Annotated in this window: 15 protein-coding genes; 10 read left to right on the top strand and 5 right to left on the bottom strand. The window is 62.7% G+C overall.

The annotated features are described in order from the left end of the window. Window positions 1-235: 235 nt before the first annotated feature. Window positions 236-1,378: an aminotransferase class V-fold PLP-dependent enzyme gene (locus tag ACR9Y2_RS37565; RefSeq protein WP_435047052.1), complete on the bottom strand. Its 1,143-nt coding sequence runs from the start codon at window positions 1,376-1,378 to the stop codon at window positions 236-238. A 701-nt stretch (window positions 1,379-2,079) separates the two neighbouring features. On the opposite strand from ACR9Y2_RS37565, the gene ACR9Y2_RS37560 reads away from it, so the two are divergent. Both ACR9Y2_RS37560 and ACR9Y2_RS37555 read left to right on the top strand, forming a co-directional pair. After that, window positions 2,080-2,703: a redoxin family protein gene (locus ACR9Y2_RS37560; protein WP_435047051.1), complete on the top strand. Its 624-nt coding sequence runs from the start codon at window positions 2,080-2,082 to the stop codon at window positions 2,701-2,703. Window positions 2,704-2,708: 5 nt separating this feature from the next. After that, window positions 2,709-4,091, top strand: coding sequence for an ascorbate-dependent monooxygenase (locus tag ACR9Y2_RS37555; RefSeq protein ID WP_435047050.1), 1,383 nt, complete (start codon window positions 2,709-2,711; stop codon window positions 4,089-4,091). Window positions 4,092-4,208: 117 nt separating this feature from the next. Here ACR9Y2_RS37555 and ACR9Y2_RS37550 read toward each other — a convergent pair whose 3' ends face one another. After that, the gene (locus tag ACR9Y2_RS37550) at window positions 4,209-5,405 is read right to left on the bottom strand and encodes a Gfo/Idh/MocA family protein (RefSeq protein ID WP_435047049.1); all 1,197 of its coding nucleotides are present in this window, start codon (window positions 5,403-5,405) and stop codon (window positions 4,209-4,211) included. A gap of 350 nt (window positions 5,406-5,755) precedes the next feature. Here ACR9Y2_RS37550 and ACR9Y2_RS37545 point away from each other — a divergent pair, with 350 nt between their 5' ends. Next, on the top strand, window positions 5,756-7,057 hold the full coding sequence (locus tag ACR9Y2_RS37545) for a Gfo/Idh/MocA family protein (RefSeq protein WP_435047048.1): 1,302 nt from the start codon (window positions 5,756-5,758) through the stop codon (window positions 7,055-7,057). A gap of 79 nt (window positions 7,058-7,136) precedes the next feature. Here ACR9Y2_RS37545 and ACR9Y2_RS37540 read toward each other — a convergent pair whose 3' ends face one another. Then, window positions 7,137-7,475 (bottom strand): P-II family nitrogen regulator, encoded by a 339-nt coding sequence (locus tag ACR9Y2_RS37540; RefSeq protein WP_435047047.1) that lies wholly within the window; start codon window positions 7,473-7,475, stop codon window positions 7,137-7,139. A 329-nt stretch (window positions 7,476-7,804) separates the two neighbouring features. Between ACR9Y2_RS37540 and ACR9Y2_RS37535 the strand changes: the two genes are divergently transcribed. Together ACR9Y2_RS37535 and ACR9Y2_RS37530 are read left to right on the top strand one after the other, a co-directional pair. Next, on the top strand, window positions 7,805-8,551 hold the full coding sequence (locus ACR9Y2_RS37535; protein ID WP_435047046.1) for a class I SAM-dependent methyltransferase: 747 nt from the start codon (window positions 7,805-7,807) through the stop codon (window positions 8,549-8,551). A gap of 104 nt (window positions 8,552-8,655) precedes the next feature. Further along, window positions 8,656-11,376: a tetratricopeptide repeat protein gene (locus tag ACR9Y2_RS37530; RefSeq protein WP_435047045.1), complete on the top strand. Its 2,721-nt coding sequence runs from the start codon at window positions 8,656-8,658 to the stop codon at window positions 11,374-11,376. Between the two features lie 249 nt (window positions 11,377-11,625). Here the strand turns inward: ACR9Y2_RS37530 and ACR9Y2_RS37525 are convergent, their stop codons facing one another. Then, window positions 11,626-12,015, bottom strand: a complete 390-nt coding sequence (locus ACR9Y2_RS37525) for a TraR/DksA family transcriptional regulator (RefSeq protein WP_435047044.1) — start codon at window positions 12,013-12,015, stop codon at window positions 11,626-11,628. A 239-nt stretch (window positions 12,016-12,254) separates the two neighbouring features. Between ACR9Y2_RS37525 and ACR9Y2_RS37520 the strand changes: the two genes are divergently transcribed. The 5 genes from ACR9Y2_RS37520 (at window position 12,255) to ACR9Y2_RS37500 (ending at window position 17,894) form a co-directional block, all read left to right on the top strand. Then, window positions 12,255-14,450 (top strand): patatin-like phospholipase family protein, encoded by a 2,196-nt coding sequence (locus ACR9Y2_RS37520; RefSeq protein WP_435047043.1) that lies wholly within the window; start codon window positions 12,255-12,257, stop codon window positions 14,448-14,450. Window positions 14,451-14,655: 205 nt separating this feature from the next. Then, window positions 14,656-15,039: a hypothetical protein gene (locus ACR9Y2_RS37515; protein WP_435047042.1), complete on the top strand. Its 384-nt coding sequence runs from the start codon at window positions 14,656-14,658 to the stop codon at window positions 15,037-15,039. Between the two features lie 151 nt (window positions 15,040-15,190). Next, window positions 15,191-15,781, top strand: coding sequence for an RNA polymerase sigma factor (locus tag ACR9Y2_RS37510; protein ID WP_435047041.1), 591 nt, complete (start codon window positions 15,191-15,193; stop codon window positions 15,779-15,781). Window positions 15,782-15,784: 3 nt separating this feature from the next. After that, window positions 15,785-16,429, top strand: coding sequence for a hypothetical protein (locus ACR9Y2_RS37505; RefSeq protein ID WP_435047040.1), 645 nt, complete (start codon window positions 15,785-15,787; stop codon window positions 16,427-16,429). Beyond that, on the top strand, window positions 16,401-17,894 hold the full coding sequence (locus ACR9Y2_RS37500) for a hypothetical protein (protein ID WP_435047039.1): 1,494 nt from the start codon (window positions 16,401-16,403) through the stop codon (window positions 17,892-17,894). Before ACR9Y2_RS37505 ends, ACR9Y2_RS37500 begins: the two co-directional genes overlap by 29 nt. Window positions 17,895-18,024: 130 nt before the next feature. Here the strand turns inward: ACR9Y2_RS37500 and ACR9Y2_RS37495 are convergent, their stop codons facing one another. Beyond that, window positions 18,025-18,525 (bottom strand): hypothetical protein, encoded by a 501-nt coding sequence (locus ACR9Y2_RS37495; RefSeq protein ID WP_435047038.1) that lies wholly within the window; start codon window positions 18,523-18,525, stop codon window positions 18,025-18,027. Window positions 18,526-18,982 lie beyond the last annotated feature (457 nt).

Genomic DNA, 18,982 nt, shown 5'->3' with positions numbered 1-18,982 from the left:
GTCCGCCGGATCTCTTCTTGATCGCGGCGTGGAAACGTCACCCGGCAATTCGCTTCGCTCTCCACTCCCTGCACGATCAGCCCGCGTGGGGATCGCAGCCTGAAGTAGGGACGCGGAAAACTGGGGAAGTATTGGACTTCCCCCATTGAACGTAGAGCCAGGATCTTCTCCCTGGTCCACTCGGAATCAAACCGGTATCGATAAACGGCGCTGCCATCAAAGCAGTCCTCCAGCTTCAGGCGCTCAATGATGTGCATCGCGATACCCGTGCTACGGCGTCAATGGTTTCACCAATCTCCCGTTCGGTAGTGAAGCCGGAAACACTGAATCGAACCGTTCCCTCCGGCGCTGTTCCCATGGCCTGGTGGATCAGCGGCGCGCAGTGCAGGCCGCTCCTGCAGATGAGGCCGAAGCTCTCCTGCAGGCAGTGGCCCAGTTCTTCCGGCCTCCACCCTTCCAGGCGGAACGAAACTATTCCGCCGCCGCGATCATCGTCTGGGATCAGGGCTAATCCCGGGACCCCTCTTAACCCGTCTCTGAGCGCGAGGGCAATTGCTCTCTCCCTCTGGCGATGCTCTGCGCCCCGCTGCTCATGCCAGGCGAGTGCCGCCTCCAATCCCGCCAATCCCGTTAGGTTCGGAGTGCCCGCTTCGAGGCGTGTCGGCATCTCAGGGGGATGGGCAGGCAAGTCACTCCGAGAGCCTGTGCCCCCGACAATCGTCTGGTCCAGTTCCAGTCCGGGTGCGACATACAGCACGCCAACCCCCGGAGGTCCGTGCAATCCCTTGTGTCCACTGAAAGCGATCATATCGGCGTGCAACTCGCCGGCCCTGCAATCCAGATGGCCCACGGATTGGGCTGCGTCCAGTAGGGTTCGCGCCCCTGCGGCGCGGGCCTGCTCGAAGAGAACAGGAATGTCTTCGACATGTCCAGTTACATTCGATCGATGGCCAAGAACCACCAGGCTCGGCTCGCACTGCAACGCCTCGGCATAGTCGTCTGCGTCCACTCCGCCTGCTGGGTTGGTTCTCACAATGCGCAGGGAGATGCCGGTTCCACGCCGCAGTCGCTCCAGGGGCCGCAGCACCGCATTGTGGGCGGCCGAACTCGTTACAACCAGCGATCCCTCACGCAGGGGCAACCCAAGAATCGCGATATTCAGCGCGTGGGTCGCATTCAAGGTGAACAAAACCCTGGTGGCGTCCGTGGTGCCCAGCAGGGCAGCGACCCGCTGTCTGCATGTGCCCACCAGCCCTGGGGTATGTCCCGCGTCTCTTTCTGACTCGCGGCATGGGGCGGCGAGCGAGTCTGCAATGGCTTCAATGACGCCAGGAGCCTTAGGCCAGCCTTCAGCAGCATTATTGAGATAGCACGACACGCTTTCCTCGCTGCAGAGTTATCGGGATGATTGGGTTTTAACTTTAGCGGTACAAGTTTGTAAGAGATGAAAGTGGAAGGATGAGTCTCCTTCGAATCTATGAAACAAAGTTAGGTAAGTTCCTATGCGGGCCGTTACTGTATCGCTGTTATATGATTCCAGGCGTTTCAGAAACGTCAAGTTGATAGAGCGCCGTCTCTGTGGACGACGGGCAGTTGTCGGCGCTCTGCCTGTATGGTTCGAAGGCGCTAAGGCCCGCCGCAGTCGCTGTGTGAGTCAGCGCGGCTGTTGTTTCCGTCAAAGGGAAGAGAAGCGCAATTTGATTATCTAGTCAAGAAGTAGGGATGGTGGAAATTCGTAGGTATCCAGACTGGCATGCCAAAAGAGCCATTAGCGAGCGCAAAGATGTAGGTCTTAATGGTGCATTTTTGTAATTTGTGATTAATGCCAAAGGCTGTTGTTGGCCAATTAAGCTCGTCGAGAGGCATACGGCGAGGAGTTGCTTTCACCCCGGGTAGCCCATCAATTACCTGTCAAACCTTAGGCAATGCGACCGGCGGCGCTCAGTCCTCGAGCCTCTGGAGGCCCCCGGGTAGGGCCGCGAACCTTCTCAGCGGCGACAAATTCTGACAATTGGCGGACAGAATCATTCATCAGCGCCGTCTATCCCGGTTCAATCTCGAGATGGGAGGGTTGCCCGGGTGTATCTTCCAATTGGGCGGAAATCATACGTATCAAGCGGCATTGCCGCCTGGCTCACCATCGTGATGCCCGGTTGGTGTCCGTCCACTCTCGCCGCGGCGCATAAGCCCCTCCCCTTTGTTTTCTACGACACAGAGGGTGCTCCTCATGCGGCAAGTGGCTGGTCTTCAGCGAAAGCCGTGGTCCTCTTCTTCCTCACCACCGATTGCCCTCTCAGCAACGGCTACGTGCCGGAGATGAACCGGATCGCCCGGGAGTATGCATCCAGGGGCGTGCTGCTCTACGGCGTACTCGGCGACGCAACGGTCCACCCTGCCGACGCAACTCGGCACGTCCGCGATTTCGAGTATCGCTTCCCGGTACTCCTCGATCCGGATCAGAATCTGGCTCAGTACACCGGAGCCACCGTCACCCCGGAAGTTGCGGTCCTCAATGGCGCCGGCACTCTGCTCTACTTGGGGCGCATCGACAATTCCGTGGAGCGCTTTGGAACCAGGCGCTTCAAGCCATCCCGCCTCGATCTGCGTGATGCCCTCGATTCCGTGCTCGCTGGCCGGCCTGTTGTCCACCCACGCACCACCGCCTTTGGCTGTGCCATCACCTATGCCCGGAAAGGGAACTAGACACTGTGAGACGCTTCGCTCCGTTTCTGCTCATCTCTGCGCTCAGTCCTTCAGCCTTTTCCGCGCCGCCGACGTTCAATCGCGACATTGCCCCGATTCTCTACCGCCACTGCACTGCCTGTCACCGGCCCGGTGAGGTTGCGCCCTTTCCCTTGCTCACTCACAGGGATGCCGCTAAGCGGGCGCGGTTGATTGCATCGGTAACGCAGGCCCGGATTATGCCGCCCTGGAAGGCCGAACCCGGGCACGGCGATTTCGCTGGCGAACGCCGCCTGACGCCCGTTGAGATCGAGCGGATCCAGAAGTGGGCCAGGGCGGGAGCGCCGGAAGGCGACCCCCAACATCGGCTCCCTCTGCCGGCATTCCCCGACGGGTGGCAACTCGGCCAGCCAGACGAGGTGTTGACCATGGCGTCGGCCGTTCAACTACCACCTGATGGCCCAGACCAGTTCCGTTGCTTGGTCCTGCCGCGGAATGCAGTCAGCGATATCTTCGTCCGCGGCGTGGAGTTCAGGCCGGGCAATCGCCGTCTCGTCCATCACGCACTTGTGTTTCTCGATTCTTCCGGAACTGCACGGAAGCTTGCTGCTGGTTCGCAGGACGGGAGCTACGCCTGCTTCGGCGGACCGGGCTTCCGGCCTGCCGGCATGTTGGCCGGATGGGCCCCCGGGGCTACGCCTGTCCTCGATCCCCCGGATTGGGCTCAGGCAATTCCAGAAGGTACTGACGTGGTTCTGCAGGTCCACTACCACCCGACCGGGAAACGGGAATTGGATCAGTCTTCGCTCGGCCTTACATACTCCACCCCGCCCACGAAGGGGAGAGCGGCGATCACCCTCTTCAACCGCCGCATCGATATTCTCCCGGGGGACCCGCACTATGTGGTGCGCGCTTCCGTTGTTGTGCCGCGCGACGTGGAACTGTTCGGCATTGCCCCGCATGCGCACTATCTCGCCACCCAGATGAAGGTGGATGCCCACCTGCCCGATGGAACCATCACACCGCTCATCTGGATCAGGGACTGGGACTTCAACTGGCAAGGGCAGTATCGATACAAACAGCCTCTCCATCTGCCGAAAGGGACGCGCCTTGCGTTGGAATACGTCTACGACAACTCAAAGAATAATCCTCACAATTCAGCTGATCCTCCCGTGCGCGTCACCTGGGGAGAGGAGACCAGGAATGAGATGGCCGTGGCATTCCTCGGCGTCGTCCTGCCCTCGATCGCCGACGTGCCTTCTTTCCGCCGCGAAATGAGGCTTCAGTATTTGGATTCCCTGTTGCCCACTGGGTTCAGTCCGGACGATTTGCCCACTGGGGTACAACCCGCTGCGGTGAAAGGCCCAGGCGGCAAGAGCACGCCCCGGACGCGGACTGTTTCGAAGTGACGGGTTCCGCCGCAAGGCGGTGAGACGCCCTCACCGCCTTGCGGTTTGAAGCCAATCCCGGGGCCTCGGGGCGGCGTTCTGATCGGGAACTATGTACTTCCCAGCGAAACCGGCGGGCTAGACGATCTTCCCGTCCGCCGTTCGCTTCACCCTGCGTTCCTCCCGGAACGCCAGATTCGCCATATGCGGGCCCGCCACCGCCGCTGCCGCAATCTCAATCGGGCAGTTCGGTTCCTGCCGGGTGCGAATGCAATCCAGGAAGTTCTGCTGGTGCGCCTCGGCCTGGTCCGTGTCGCTCAGCTCCTGGCTCGGCTCCGTGGGTACCTTTTGGGTCCAGGGTGTCCCGGACGCGCCCGCGTCCTTATATACCCTCAGCCCCTTCCGGTCGAGCATCAGCGTCGCCGCTTCGCCCTGGAACCGGATAGACCAGTCGAAGTCATAGGTGCTCCGGTAATCCAGCGTCCAGGTCGCCAGGAACTCCGGATACTCGAAGCTGGCATTGAAAATATTGGGGACTTCGACGCCGGTGGCCTCAGTGATCCGGCCCTGGCACACCGCGGAAAGAGGTGCGCCGGAGTTCGTCATCCACTGCACCACGTCCATCAGGTGCGTTCCCTGATCTGTCATGTTCCCGCCGGAGTAATCCCAGAAGCCGCGCCACCAGCGGAATCTCATTGGGTCCAGCGGCCGCTTCGGCGCCGAACCGAGAAATCGCGTCCAGTCCAATTCACCAGGCAGCGGGGACTTGTCCAACGGCAGGTCGAAATGCCAGTTCCATCGCGCCTGCACCAGCGAGATCCGGCCGATGACGCCATCTTCGATCATCTTCTTGGCTTGACGCACAAAGCCCATGCTCCGCCGCTGCATGCCGATCTGCACCACCTGCTTCGTCTTGCGGACCGCCGCAATCATCTCATCGCTTTGGCTCAGGGAGAGCGACAACGGCTTCTCGAGGTAGACGTCCTTTCGCGCCGCCAATGCCTTCTTCAACATTGGGCAGTGTTGGTGATCGGGCGTGGCCACAACAATGAAATCCAGCCCGGGCTGCGCCAGCAACTCCTCATAGTCGCGATAAGTCTTCACGCCCGCCGGCGATTCACTCCGCGCCTTTTCCAGATACGGTTGGTACACATCGCACAGCGCGGCGCACTGCGCGCCGATCTTCTGGAAGGCGCGGTTCATTCCACCGCCCCGGTTGCCTGTCCCGATCAGTCCATAGGCTGGCCGGTCATTGGCGCCCCACGCGCTCGCGGGCACAATCATGGGTGCGGCGCTAATGGCGCCTGCCAGGAATTCGCGTCTGCTGGATGACATGACAACTCCCTCTCTCTCGGCCGCGGGCCGCTCGGCGCCTCCGCTGGGCACTTCGAAAATATCAGATAGCCGCGGCGGCTACAGCCCGCTTAGCCCCCCGTCTCCCTGATCTGCTGCAGCGGTCTGCAGGATAAGATGAGGAGGAACCAGCAACCTCGAGTGCCATCGCAGAATTCCATCTACGTGGATTACACCCTGCCCGCCGCGGGCCACTGGCTGTGTAGGATTCCTGGCTGTAGACCCCGTCGCCTCGATAACGGGCGCCAGGCTCGGCGCACCCGGCTTGGCCGCCTTTCCAGTTCTCACGCTCTTCTCGCATTTCAGCGCGTAATCGACCGAAAGTGGGATCAATGAATCGTCGCTATTTCTTCATGGCTCCACTGGCCGCCGCCGCGTGTCGCCGGCTCGCCGCCGCGCCCAGCGACAAAGTGCGCGTCGCCTGTGTCGGTGTGCGCAGCCAGGGCTGGGTGCATGTCCGCAAATACGCCCAGCGGCAGGATGTCGAAATCGTCGGCTTGTGCGATGTCGACGACTCCATCCTCAATGGCCGCCTGGCTGAAGTCGAAAAGATGGGACGCAAACGCCCCCAGGCCTTCAGCGACGTCCGCAAACTCCTCGAGGACAAGAGTATCGACGCCATCTCCATCGCCACCCCCAACCACCACCACACCCTCCAGACAATCTGGGGCTGCCAGGCGGGCAAGCATGTCTACGTCGAGAAGCCTTGTTCCCACGACATGTTCGAAGCCCGCCAGATCACTGCTGCCGCCAGGAAGTACGGGCGCCTGGTTCAGCACGGCACCAACAGCCGTTCCAGCATCGCCCGTGAAGCCGTGAGCCATTTGCATAGCGGGCTCATCGGCGATGTCTATATGGCCCGCGGGCTGTGCTTCAAGCGTCGCGACACCATCGGACATGCACCCGTGGAGCCCGTGCCTCCCGGTGTTCATTACGACCTCTGGCAGGGGCCCGCTCCTCAGCACGAGTTCACGCGCAATCGCTTCCATTACAACTGGCACTGGTTCTGGGACTACGGCAATGGCGATCTCGGCAACCAGGGCATCCATCAGCTCGACGTCGCCCGCTGGGGTCTCGGGGTTAAATATCCAACCCGGGTCACCGCCGCCGGCGGCCACTTTATGTTCGACGATGATCAGGAAACGCCCAACACCCTCAATGCCACTTTCGAATTCAACGACGGTGGCAGGAAGAAACTGTTGGTCTTCGAAGTCCGGCATTGGATCAGCAATCACGAATCCGGTATTGGGGAAGATGAGCCTGGCTCCACCAATACTGTGGGCGCCGTCTTCTATGGCAGCAAGGGCAATCTCTCCGTGTGGGATGAAGACCACGGCCGCTACGAATCACACCTCGGGAAAGAGCGTGCGCCCGGCCCCTCCGGCCGCGACACGGGTAACAACTGGAGCAACTTCATCGACGCCGTACACAGTGGCAAACAATCCGACCTCAACGCCCCCATTGAAGAAGGCGCCATCTCCACCACCCTGGTTCATCTGGCCAATATTGCCTATCGCGTCAATCGCTCCATTACGTTCGACCCCCAGTCCTGGACCTGTCCGGGAGACAAGGAAGCGACCGCGCTCTTCCGGCGCCAGTATCGAGCCCCGTTCGTTGTACCTGAGCTGGCTTGAAACCTCGTGTGAACTTGAGCTGACACGCTCAAAGGGGCGACTCGCGTCCGACTATCCGGCTCGCGCCGTGGCCGCTCGCCTAAACTGCCGCCTCGTCTCGCTGGTCGTTTCGAATTCGGATCGCTTCCACAACATCCGAAACGAAGATCTTCCCGTCGCCAGACCGGCCGGTCCACGCCGCCTGCCGGATGGCCGCGAGCACTTCCGCCAGGTCACGGTCTCCGACGACAACTTCGATCTTCAGTTTCGCCGTGGGCCACGTCTCGCTTTCGACGCCCCGGTATAACAGGCCCGTCTCATGCTGTGAGCCCCGGCCCCTTACTTCGAGGACGGTCATGCCGCTCACACCTGCATCCACCAGGCTCTGCCTCACTTCGTCCAGCTTAAATGGTTGGATTACTGCCTCAATCTTCTTCAATTGCTCCCCCCAGTGAATTGGAACTGCCAGGCAGATCTCACCCCCCCCCCACTTGAACGGAAACAAGGCCTGTGGCTTACCGGAACAGCCTCGTCGCCTGGCCGCGGGCAGCCTCCCAGGTGCCTCCCCCGGGGATGGACATCGACGGAAATCCGGGCCGGCCGACTCCCGGGCCAGGCCCGCGATCACGCAATCCACCGCGAATTCCCAGTGTATCGAACCGTTCACTCATTCCGGCCATGCCCGGTCGGGCGACCGACTTTGGAGATGTCGCACCTTCACCACTTGTTCTACTAGTAGAGACGCAGCTATCCTGTGTGGTATTCCGCATGAATCTGCGACAAAGCCTAAGCTCCGCCCTATCCCCCTTCCTGCCAGAGCCCTTCATTCGGTGGTATCAGCGTCGAACCGGTCACCCGAACGGGCAGGAGCGCTTCGAGAACCTCTCTCTCCTCGAAACCTTCTCAATCGTCTATCGCGAAGGGATCTGGGGACAGGCCGCGGGACAGGGCTTCTACTCAGGCGAAGGATCCGAGGATGAACTTGCAGTTCCCTATACCGCCGCGATCCAGGGCTTCCTCAGGCAGCACGGGATCCGTAGCGTAGCTGACCTCGGTTGCGGCGACTTCCGCATCGGGCGCCGCCTGTCTACCCTCGTCGATCACTACAATGGCGTCGATTGCGTACCTGAACTCATCGCCCACCTCTCTCAAACCGAGGCCCGCGAGGGCATATCCTTCCATTGCCGCGACCTCACCACGGATCCGCTGCCCCCAGCCGGAGCGGCCCTTATCCGCCAGGTCTTCCAGCACCTTTCTAACCGGGAGATTGCCAGTGTTCTCCAGCAATGCGCCCACTATCCATTCATCATCGTCACGGAACATGTCCCAGCCGGCCCCTGCGCCCACCCCAATCTCGACTATCCGCACGGTCCGAATACACGGCTCGTCTTCGATTCCGGCGTCTTCCTGGACCGGCCGCCCTTCTCGCGCAAAAGTACCGTGCTTCTCGAGATTCCCTATGAAGGAGACACCGTAATTCGCACCATCGCTATCGATAACCGCCTATCCAATTAGGCATTCCGCATCGCCCACGCCTCACCTGTCATCTGGGATGCTCGCCAGGTTGCCGCCTTCGCTCCCAAACCGGTGCCGTTCGCGCCCTATGGTAATACTCAATAATGCGGCACCTTCTCCTCGGGCTCGTAGTGTGTCTCGCTTTTCCACTGGCAGGTCAAAATAACCCTCTGGTCGATAGCCTGAATCGGCTCGATTCCGGCAATTTCGCGGAATCCGCCCGCATTCTCGAGCAGTCTGGAGCCCGCGCCGGGTCCGACGCCCGTGTCCTCCTCACCCTCGGAGTGGCCTTGACTCTCTCCGGCCGCTTCGAAGAGGCCATCGATCCGCTCCAGCGCGCCATCCAACTCAAGCGCCTGGATGAGGCCACCCTCTGGCTTTACGCTTGCGAACGCATGTCCGGCATCGTCACAGAGGGGCACGCCTACGGCATCCGCCGGCCCGGTATGCCTCTTCGCCTGGAAGGCAGTCCCCGCTACCAGTCCTCCGAATACCCCAGCAACTACGCCTCGTTTGTCTACGACTCCATGGCCAGCCGCTATATCTCCGCGCGCCTGCATCAACAGCTCACCGACACCACGGAAATCAACGCGCTCAAACGCGAGGCCGCCCGCCGCTTCGCCGCGTTGCGCTTCGCCGAACCGGATCTCGCCCGCGTTGTCAGCCAAGCTCGCCCCGCCCTCGATCAGGAAACCGACTTCCCCCAGCGCATGGTCCGCATGCTTCAGGCCGGCCAGTTCTCCGACCCTGCCTGGCTCAACGAGTTCGGTAAACTCAACCTCACCATCGGCCGCTATATCTCTGCCCGGCGCTACTCCACGCTCCTGCTCAACGATCAGCCCGCCAGCGCACCCGCCCTCCTCCGCCGCGCCTGGTGCGCCGCTCGCATGGGCGATGCGGCCCGCACTGCGGCCGATCTTGAGTCTGCCGCCCGCTCCGACGCCACGGCCACCGCCCAACTGCGCCCCCGCATAGAGGCCGACTTGGCCGCCAACCGCGCCTCCGGCTCCGTCGAAAGCTACCTCACCACCCTCGATACCGCGGTCCGCTCCGGCCAGCCCCTCGGCCAATTGATCCAACGGGCCCGCATGGTACACGCCGCCTTCACAGCTCAACGCCTCGTCTACGAAGAAAAATACACATCGGACCGTGCCGCGTTCGAGGCCGCTCTACGCACCCAGTCAGCTTCCGCCGACACCCGAGCCAATTACGCCCGCTTTCTCGTCACGGAAGCCGATCTCAACCGCCGCGCCTACTCTGTCGAGCCCCGCCCCGTCATTGAGGCCTTGCGCATTGGCATGAACCCCAAGCGGGAACTGGCCCGCGCCCTCACTGTCGTCGATCAGGCCCTCGCCGCGAACCCAAACCATGTCCGCGCCCTTCTCATGAAGGCCATCATCCTCGACCGCCTCGGCCGCTTCGAAGAAGGTAGCCCGTTCGTCGACCGTGCCCTTCGGCTCGCTCCCGCCAACCCCGAGGCGCTCCGCCTCCGTAGCGAATACCTCTGGAGCGCCAATTTCGATGCGCTCGACAGGGCCACCGCCCTCCGCACACCCACCATCGAAGGCATTCGCACCTACGATGAGGGCGATACCCGGGTCACCGAAACCACCTACCGCAATCCTTCCTCCTACGACCAGGGTCGCGCCGCCGCCCTCGAAGCCTCCGCTCGCGAACTCCGCACAGGCGCGCGTGCTGCCCTTGAGGCGGCCATCCGGGCCTCCGCCGGTACGCCCGAGGGCTTCGCACTCCAGGCCGAAGCTCACTCCGCCAACAAGCGCTTCCAGGAGGCCCGGGCCGCTCTGCAACAGGGACTCGCCCGCTTCCCGCGTTCCCTCGCAATCTACGAAGCCCTCGTTCGGCTTGCGAAACGCACCGCCGATCTCGACCTCGAGGACGACGCTCAATCCTCCGCCTTCAATCTCTTCGAATCGACAGCCGGACCCAAGCTCCACAAAGCCTGGCGGGCCATCCTTCGCTCAGATTGGGCAGCCACCGACGCCGCGCTCAACGACGCCGTCCGCCTCGATCCCACCGACGCCCGCATACCCGCCTATCGCGCCGTCGCACTCGAGCGCCAGGGCCGCCGGGCCGATGCCGTCTTCGCCTGGTTTACAGCTCTCGCGCTCGAAGAGGCCCGCCTCTCCTACGACGATTCCTCCGTCTCCATCGGCGTCTCCCGCTCACCTACTTCCCTGGGGCTCGTACTCGCTCTCCGCCATCGCGCCATCGGCGCGGTGAACGATCCCGCCGCTATCCTGGACCTGGCGAAAGGCGCGGCCTTGTACGCCCAGCGCATCCAGATCGGTGACCGGTCCATGCTTGTCTGGCGCTATCTCCTGCCGGATCCCGCCATTGAATCCACGCCCGGTCGCGACCGTGCCGGCCTCTACCGCTGGGCTCCCAATGCAGCCACTGTCGCAGCCGCCGCGCATGTCGCCTATGGACGCGCTCTTGCCGCCTCCGGCGACGCAACCGCGGCTCGCGCCGAGTTCGACCAAGCTCTTCTCTGGGGCCAGCCCGCCGGTGTCGATATCCCGCGCTCCGCCGGTATCTCTTCCCCCGCCGAGCTGGAGCGTGACTTCAACAACGGCGTCGCCACCGGAGCCATCGCCGAGGCCTATCTCGAAATGGCTCGCCTTGCCGCTGCCTCCAGGGATATGCGAACTGCCTTGGACTACTACAACCAGGCGGTCAACTCCAAACCCTCTCCCGCCGTTAGGCAACAGTTGGACCAGGTGCTCGAAAGCATCCGCAATCCCAATCAGCCCAATCCGCAGGATCGGCGCCGCCCCAATCCTTTCGGCCGGAAGAAGAACCCTTAGTCACTCAAAGAGGCCGTGGAGCCTGGGCTGGACTTGCATCCCCAGGACTACTGCTTGGCGCCCTCCCGACCGTATTTGGTCAGGTGACACCGATTCGTCAGCTGCGGAAACTCGCGCTGCATGCGCCAGGCCGGTGCACACCGCAGAGCCACAGGCCCGATTTCGGAACCCTTCCGCTCCCTGCCGCCCATCCCTCTCGGGTCTGCCATCGACCAATCTGGGCCGGGCTCTTCCCACCGCTTGCATCACTCAATCGGCCAGCGTGAAACTGTCCGCCTCCGTCGCCGTACCCTCGCGCGCCGCACGATCCAACGCATCCTGGCAGTGGACACAGCACGAGGCCCACGGCACTACCGCCAGTCGCTTCGCGCTGATCTCTTCGTCGCATTCCAGGCAAATCCCAATCGTGCCCGCCTGCACTCGCCGCAGGGCCGCCCTCACCTCGCGCAGCACCAGGGACTCGCGGTGCGCGTTCTGTATCGCAAGATCGCGCTCCGAGGCGTATTGGATCTCGTCCATCTGGTCCGCACTCTTTTCAATCGCAATCCCGTCACGGATCTTCAGGTCGCCCAGCAGCGCCGCTTCTTTGCGCTCCAGGACCGCCTTCAGTTCAATCGCCATGCTCGTAGCCATTTCCATACTGATCTCCAGGCAGCGCCTCTCTGCTGCACCTGTTCCTTGCACGCACCGGCCCAACTCACTGCTCCGGACCAGCTAAGCCCGGTTCCTTTCGCCGCGGGAAGCCAGACCGCCAGCTTCGGCCCTCGGCATGCTTCCTTGTCTTCGGATACTCGCGACCAGGCCGCCAGAGTCTGGCCGGTCCTGCTTCGGACTCTCCCGTCTCAAATGGCGCGGAGCCCAATCCACTGAGGAGATAGGTGAGAGCGTCAATATTCATCCTGACCGTGGCCGTATTGACATCGGCCAGCCCCGCCCTGCCGCAGGCGTCGCCCCAGTCGACGCCCCGGCCCAGGGTGGGCCTCGTCCTTGCCGGCGGCTCCGCCAATGGGCTGGTCCATGTCGGCGTCATCCGCTGGCTCGATGAGCACCACATCCCGGTAGACTACATCGCCGGCACGAGCATGGGCGCACTCATGGGAGCCCTCTACGCTACTGGCCGTTCGCCCGAAGAGATCACCGCCTTCGTCGACGCCATCGATTGGCCCGCTACCCTCCGCGTCAATACTCCCTTTCAAAGCCTCTCCTTCCGCCGCAAAGAGGACCGCCGCCAATTTCCCACCGCCATCGAAGTTGGCTTGAAGGGTGGCTTCAAGTTGCCCATGGGCCTCTCCCCGGGGCATGGCGTGGGGTTGGTCATCAGCCGCGCCACCTCGCCCTACGAGCAAATGAAGAGCTTTGATCTTCTGCCCATCCCCTTCCGTTCCGTGGCCACCGATCTCGTCCGCGGCCAGGAGGTCATCTTCTCCTCCGGTTCCTTGTTCGATGCCCTCCGCGCCACCATGTCGATCCCCGGCGTGTTCGCCCCGCTTCGGCTGGGCAGCCAGGTGTTGGTCGACGGCGGGGTGGTCAACAACCTGCCCGTGGATGTCGTGCGCGGGATGGGTGCTGACGTGGTAATCGCCGTTGGCCTCGACACCTCCGAAACCGATGGCGGCTACGACAACCTGCTCTCGGCCGTACGGCGCTCCCTCGGCATCATGGTTTCCGCCAACGAAAAACGCAATATGAAGAACCTGGGCAAGGCCGATCTCATTCTCCTTCCAGATCTCGCCGGTTTCTCAGGCAGCAGCTACAGCCAAAGCACCGAACTGGCCGATCGCGGCTACGAAGAGGCCGACCGCAAGCGGCGCTTCCTCCAAACCCTCGCCGTCAGCGAGCCGGAATGGGCCGCTCTCCAGGCCGTTCGCGCCAGCCGCCGCCGGCCGGAATGGATCCAGCCCGAGTTTCTTGAGGTGCGCGGCATGGTCGGTATCCGCGACGAACGTCTCCCCGATAGCCTCAGCGGCAAACTCGGCGTGCCCCTCACCCAGCCGGACCTCGAGGATCAGCTCACGCAGATCAGCGGCCTAGGTCGCTACAAATCGGCCGACTACGGCTTCCTGCAGCGGGACGGTCGCCAGGGCATTCAGGTCAGGGTTCACCCCAAACACTACGGCCCGCCGTTTCTCAACACCGGCGTATTCGTCTCCGGCTCCAACTCGGAAGGCCTGAAACTAGGCATCGCGGGCCGCCTCACCATCATGGACCTGCTGATTCCAAATTCTGAATGGCGCACCGATTTCAGCCTCGGCACCGACAACCGCGCCGCCACCGAATACTACGCTCGCCTCAGGCAATCCCGCTTCTTCATGGCCCCAGGCTGGTTCCTCACCCAGCGATCGCAGGATTTCTACAACCATGGCAGCACCTCCCTCTACTCGTACAAGGTCAGGGAGACCGGCGGCACCTTCGACCTTGGCTACTCCGCCGGCCGGTTCGGGGAAGTTCGCGTGGGCTACAAGGTCAGCAGGCTCCACACCTATGTCACCAGCGGGACCTCCGGCGCCCAACCGCTCAGCGGCCAGGCCAGGGCCGCGCGCGTGCGCTTCGCCTATGACCGCATGGACCACATCGTGCCCACTCGCGGGCTCAGCTTTACCTTCGATGGGCAGTGGGTCGATCGCTGGCCCGGTGCACGGAAGCAGTTCCCCATCCTCGAAACGCGCATCGCCTATGCCCGGCAGCTCAGCGAATCCTACTCGATTGTCGAATCGGCCAGCGGCGGCACCACCGTCAGCAATGGCCAGGGCTGGCCGCCCTTCACTTTGGGAGGTCCAAATCGCCTTGCCGCGCTCGCCCACTACCAGCTCATCGGCAATCACTACTACTACAACGGGTTCTATGTGATGCACTCGCTCGCCAAGGAGCGGGTCTCGTTCCTGAAAGGCTTTCGCGCCGTCGTAGGTTACGAAACAGGCAATGCCTTCAATGCGGGCGACCCTCTGCGGCCCTTCAACGATGGCGTGGCCGGACTCATTCGCGAGACCCCCATCGGGGTCGTCTTCCTGGGTGGCAGCGTGGGTGAACGTGGCGAGCGCAAGATCTTCATCAGCATCGGCCGGTTCTTCTACTAGCCGGCAGGGCCATCACAACCACCGCCAGGCCGCTTGTTCGGCCGCGCGAACGAGTTTTACAGGGAAAGGAGGCGGACATCACGACGGCGACTACATCTCTACGGATCCACGGCCGGCCTCCGCTGCCTCCGGGCACCCGACCTCCCACCCAACCGACTCCCCACCGCACCGCCCAGGCCCTGGATCCCCGAATTCCGGCCCGGCCATGACCCTTCGCGCCTTCGCCAGAATTCTCATCGCCATGTCGTTCTTCCTCTCCGGCCTGGCGGAAACCCTCAGCGCCACCGGCTTCGTCATCGAGGTCTCCCCCAGGGCCAACTGGGACACCGACATCCACACCTTGGCGCTGGGCGGCGTCGTCCAGATGTCCGCTGCCGCCATGATCGTCTTCGGCCACAAAACGCACTGGGCCTTGGCCGCGCTCATTGCCTACCTCGCGTTAGGCAGCATCTTCGGCATCCTCCCCCGCTTCTTTACGCCCGATGCGGGAGGCAGTCCCATCGCCAGCCTGCTCAGCAATATGGCCATCATCGGAGGACTCCTCCACTGGTTCCACCTGGAGCGTGACGCGCACCGCCCGCCGGAATAGCACTGAATCCACCCCCCACCTCAGCCGGCGAATCTCCCCACCCGGAACACTGCTGTGGAATCCCCCGCCCGCCATGCGCTAATAGAAAAGTACACTCACCCGTCGAACACTTCCGCCCCCTCAACCGTCTGTAGGGCGGAACGAAATGAGCATGGTCACTTTAGCCATGCCGGTGACGGCAGCCAATCGATTGTCAGGACCACCCCAATCCGGCCCTCCTGAGGACGCCCCGCTGGCTCAGCGCTGCCGCCTGCGCGAAGTCTCCGCCTTCGAGGAGCTCTTCCGTCTGCATAGCCCTCGCCTCAAATCGGTCGCCTGGAACCTCCTCCGGCGCCGTCAGGACGCCGAGGATGCCGTCCAGGAAACCTTCCTGAAAGCCTATCGCCACATCGGTACCTTTCACGGCAACTGCACGCTCGCCACCTGGCTCTGCCGCATTCTTATCAATACCTGCCGCGATATGGCCAGCCGCCATAGCCGCCGCTTCGAACACTCTTCCGACGAGCTCGATGTCCACTCCTCTCCGGGCGTCGATCCCACGCTCACCCTCGTCCTCGAACAGGCCCTCACCTGTCTCAGCCCCATCCTGCGCGAGGTCTTTCTCCTCGCCGAAAGCGAAGGCTTCTCCCACCCCGAGATCGCCTCCATCCTCGACATCGATTCCGGAACTTCGCGCAGCCGCCTCTGCGAAGCCCGGCGCCAGCTCCGCCAGGCGCTTCTCACCCGGCGGGAGGACTACTAACCCATGCACGACATCGATTGCGCCCGCTTCCAACTCGCTCTCGACACTGCGTCGCCCGATGACCTCGCCGCCGCCCGCCGCCACGCGGAACACTGCGACCCCTGCCGCCGCGAACTCGAAGCCTTTGAACAGGTCGCCCAATGGGCCGCCGCCCGCCGCCGCCAGTGGGACGCCCCGGATCTCTGGACCCGTGTCGAATCCGCCATCCAGTCCGAACCCGCCCGGCCCGTGCGCAGCCTTCGCCCCTCCTATCGCGTCTGGGCCGCCATCGCCGCGCTGCTGCTCCTCGCGCTCCCGGTCCTCTGGTACGTCCGCCGTGGTGGCGCACAGCCCGGGCTCAGCAGGGACTTCATCACCGCCCAGACCCTTCAGCAGGTCGAGACCTCCCGCTCCGCTTATGTCCAGTCCATCGAGAAGCTCAATCAGTTGGCCCAACCCGCCCTCAATGACGATCGCCTGCAGGCCATGTCTGCTTACCGCGACAAACTCCTCCTGCTCGATCAGGCCATCGCCGAAACACGCGCCGCCGCCGCCGGAAACCGTCTGAACGCCCAGGTCCAAAACCAGCTCGCAGCCCTGCTTCACGAGAAGCAGCGCACCCTTCAAGAGGTTCTGAATTATGCCGGTTCGAAACAGAATAGTCTTTAGCGCCGCCTTTGTCGCTTGCGCATTTGCCTTCGGAGCCCAGCAGGAGGTCTCCCGGGAAGTCAGCAAGACCCTCGTTCTCAAGCCCGGTCAACGGCTTCGCGTCGAAAACAAATTCGGCCCGGTGAATGTGCGCGGCGCCGCCCGCGGAGACGTCTCGGTCCGCGCCACCATCCGTGTCGCCGCCGAGGATCGCGCGCAGGCTGACGCCCTCCTCAACGAGATCCGCATCGAGGCCGGAGCCACCGCCGACGGCGCCCGTGTCGCCACCGTCTACCCGGACGACTCCGCCCAGGGCGGCCTCTTCCGCCGCCTGCGCCGCAACAATATCTCATACTCCGTCAGTTATGACATCGAGATGCCGCAATCGGCCTCCCTCGATGTCTCGAATGCCTTCGGCTCCATCGCCGCCTCCGGCATGAACGCTGGTGTCCAGATCTCCGGCGCCAACGGAGCCGTCCGCCTCGACGACAGCGGCGGCAATGCCGGCATCGAAAACCGGTTTGGTGCCGTCGACGTCACCCGCCACAAAGGCGATGTCACCGTCCGCAGCACCAACGGTGCCGTCACCATCACCGATGCCGCCGGGCTCGCCAATGTCACCAACGGCTTCGGCGCCGTCCGCCTCACCCGCATCGGCAAAACCACCACCGTCGTCAACAAGAACGGCGAGATCGTCCTCGACGACAGCGGCCCGGCTAACCTGTCGAACTCTTTCGCCCAGGTCACCGCCCGCCAGGTGAAGGGGGACCTCACCGTCAACTCCACCAATGCCGCCATCGATGCCAGTTCCGTCGCGGGTGCCGCCAACCTGCGCACCACCTTTGGGAAGATCACCCTCCGTCACGTGGCCCGCCATGCCTACCTGGTAAACCAGAACGGCGAAATCGACGTGGAAGACGCCGCCTCGGCCGATCTCACCACCACCTTTGCCCCCGTGGTCGTCCGTCAGGTCAAGGGCTTCCTGAAAGTCAGCTCCGGCAATGGAGCCGTCAACGCTTCCTCCATCGGCGGTTCGGCCGCCGTCCAGACCTCCTTTGGGCAGGTCGATCTCCAATCCGTAACCGGCGAGGTCACCGTGACAGACAACAATGGAGGCGTGACCGTGGACAACGCCGGAGGCAAGATCACAGTTAAGAACTCCTTCGGCTCGGTCAACCTGAGAGGCGCCAAAGGTCCAGTCTCCGTCCAATCCCAAAACGGAGCCGTCTCCGCCCAACTCGCCGGCCGTGGTTGCCAACCCGCCGACATCCGGACTTCCTTCGCCCAGGTCCGCCTCACCCTGCCGGAATCCGCCAATTACGATGTAGTGGCCAGCACCAGCTTCGGAGGCATCCGCTCCGACTTCCCCCTCAGTATCCAAGGGGAACTCAACCAGTCCTCCGTCCGGGGCAAACTCGGCCAGGGCGGCTGCAGTCTCCAGGTCACCAATAACAATGGCGGCATTGAGTTGCTGAAGGGCCGGTAGCCACCCGGCCGGCCCTCCAGCACGATAGCAGGTGGCCCTGGAACCACCATCCGTATGACCGCTGGATACGGGTATCTCGGCTGATACCGGATCCTGCAGTCCTGGTCAACACACTTTCATCCGTCTCAATTCAGTTCGTCTGTTGCCGTTCAGATTGCCGGAGCTTGAGGAGCCTCAGGATTGCCAGGAATAACATTCCTCCTCCGCAGACGATTCCACTCCCCGGCTCCGGCACGGTGAGTAGGTCCAAGCTCTTGAGAGTGAATGTTGCCGTTATCCTTCCGCCAATCGGCAGCAGAGGAGATATCTCTGCACCGAAGTGCACTGGAGGCGTAACCGCGCCGCCGGCTGCACCTAGAAATGGGCCGGTTCGCACACGCACTACATGGTGTTGAAAGCGTTTGTTCGGGTCAACTTCCAGAATAGGCACGCCCTCCACATAGACTTGGCCGGAGGAGAATGCGCTGTCCCAGTCGGAATCAACCAGATAGGTGAGGTCGAGCGCGTAGAGTTTCCCGATGTCCAATCCTGGGTACAGCATCGAAAACCACGCACTGGCCATGGCATCTGGGTGGCTCGTGCCCCCGGCGAAAACCATCATAGTCAGGCCGAAAGGCAAAGCATTTACCACGCTCGCCTCCCCCCACGCCAGAGAGTCCGAGAAGGGAACGTCCGGCCGCAGGTCGCACGGTGCCATTGAATACGAAGCCGCGGTCGTGCCTTGCGAAGTCCCGGGAGTGCAACTTGAACCCCAGGCGGGATCCACAAAAACACTCACGGTTGCGCTCGAATACAGGGTTGCTCCGCTCAGCCAGGAGGCGATAGCGGAGAAGACCAATAATCGATAGATAGCCCTCATATCTTTGCGAGTTTAGCCGATCAAAAATGACAGGACAAGCCCGCGCGATCTCATTTGAATCCGGGGTTCGAGGGCAGTTGCTGTTTTTTCGCCAGGATAAAAAGCTCTTCGAGACGCCCCGATTTACAGCCGTTCGCGCCAAATGGGACAAAGGCTGCCCGATTCTTTCGCCCTGAATTGGTGAGCGCCAGAGAAACAGCGTAAGTCCCAGATTGGGGTATGCCCACTC

Source organism: Paludibaculum fermentans (assembly GCF_051172195.1).
Classification (GTDB): domain Bacteria; phylum Acidobacteriota; class Terriglobia; order Bryobacterales; family Bryobacteraceae; genus Paludibaculum; species Paludibaculum fermentans_A.
The sequence above is the reverse complement of the archived record's forward strand: the minus strand, read 5'-3'. Positions and strand labels throughout refer to the sequence as shown.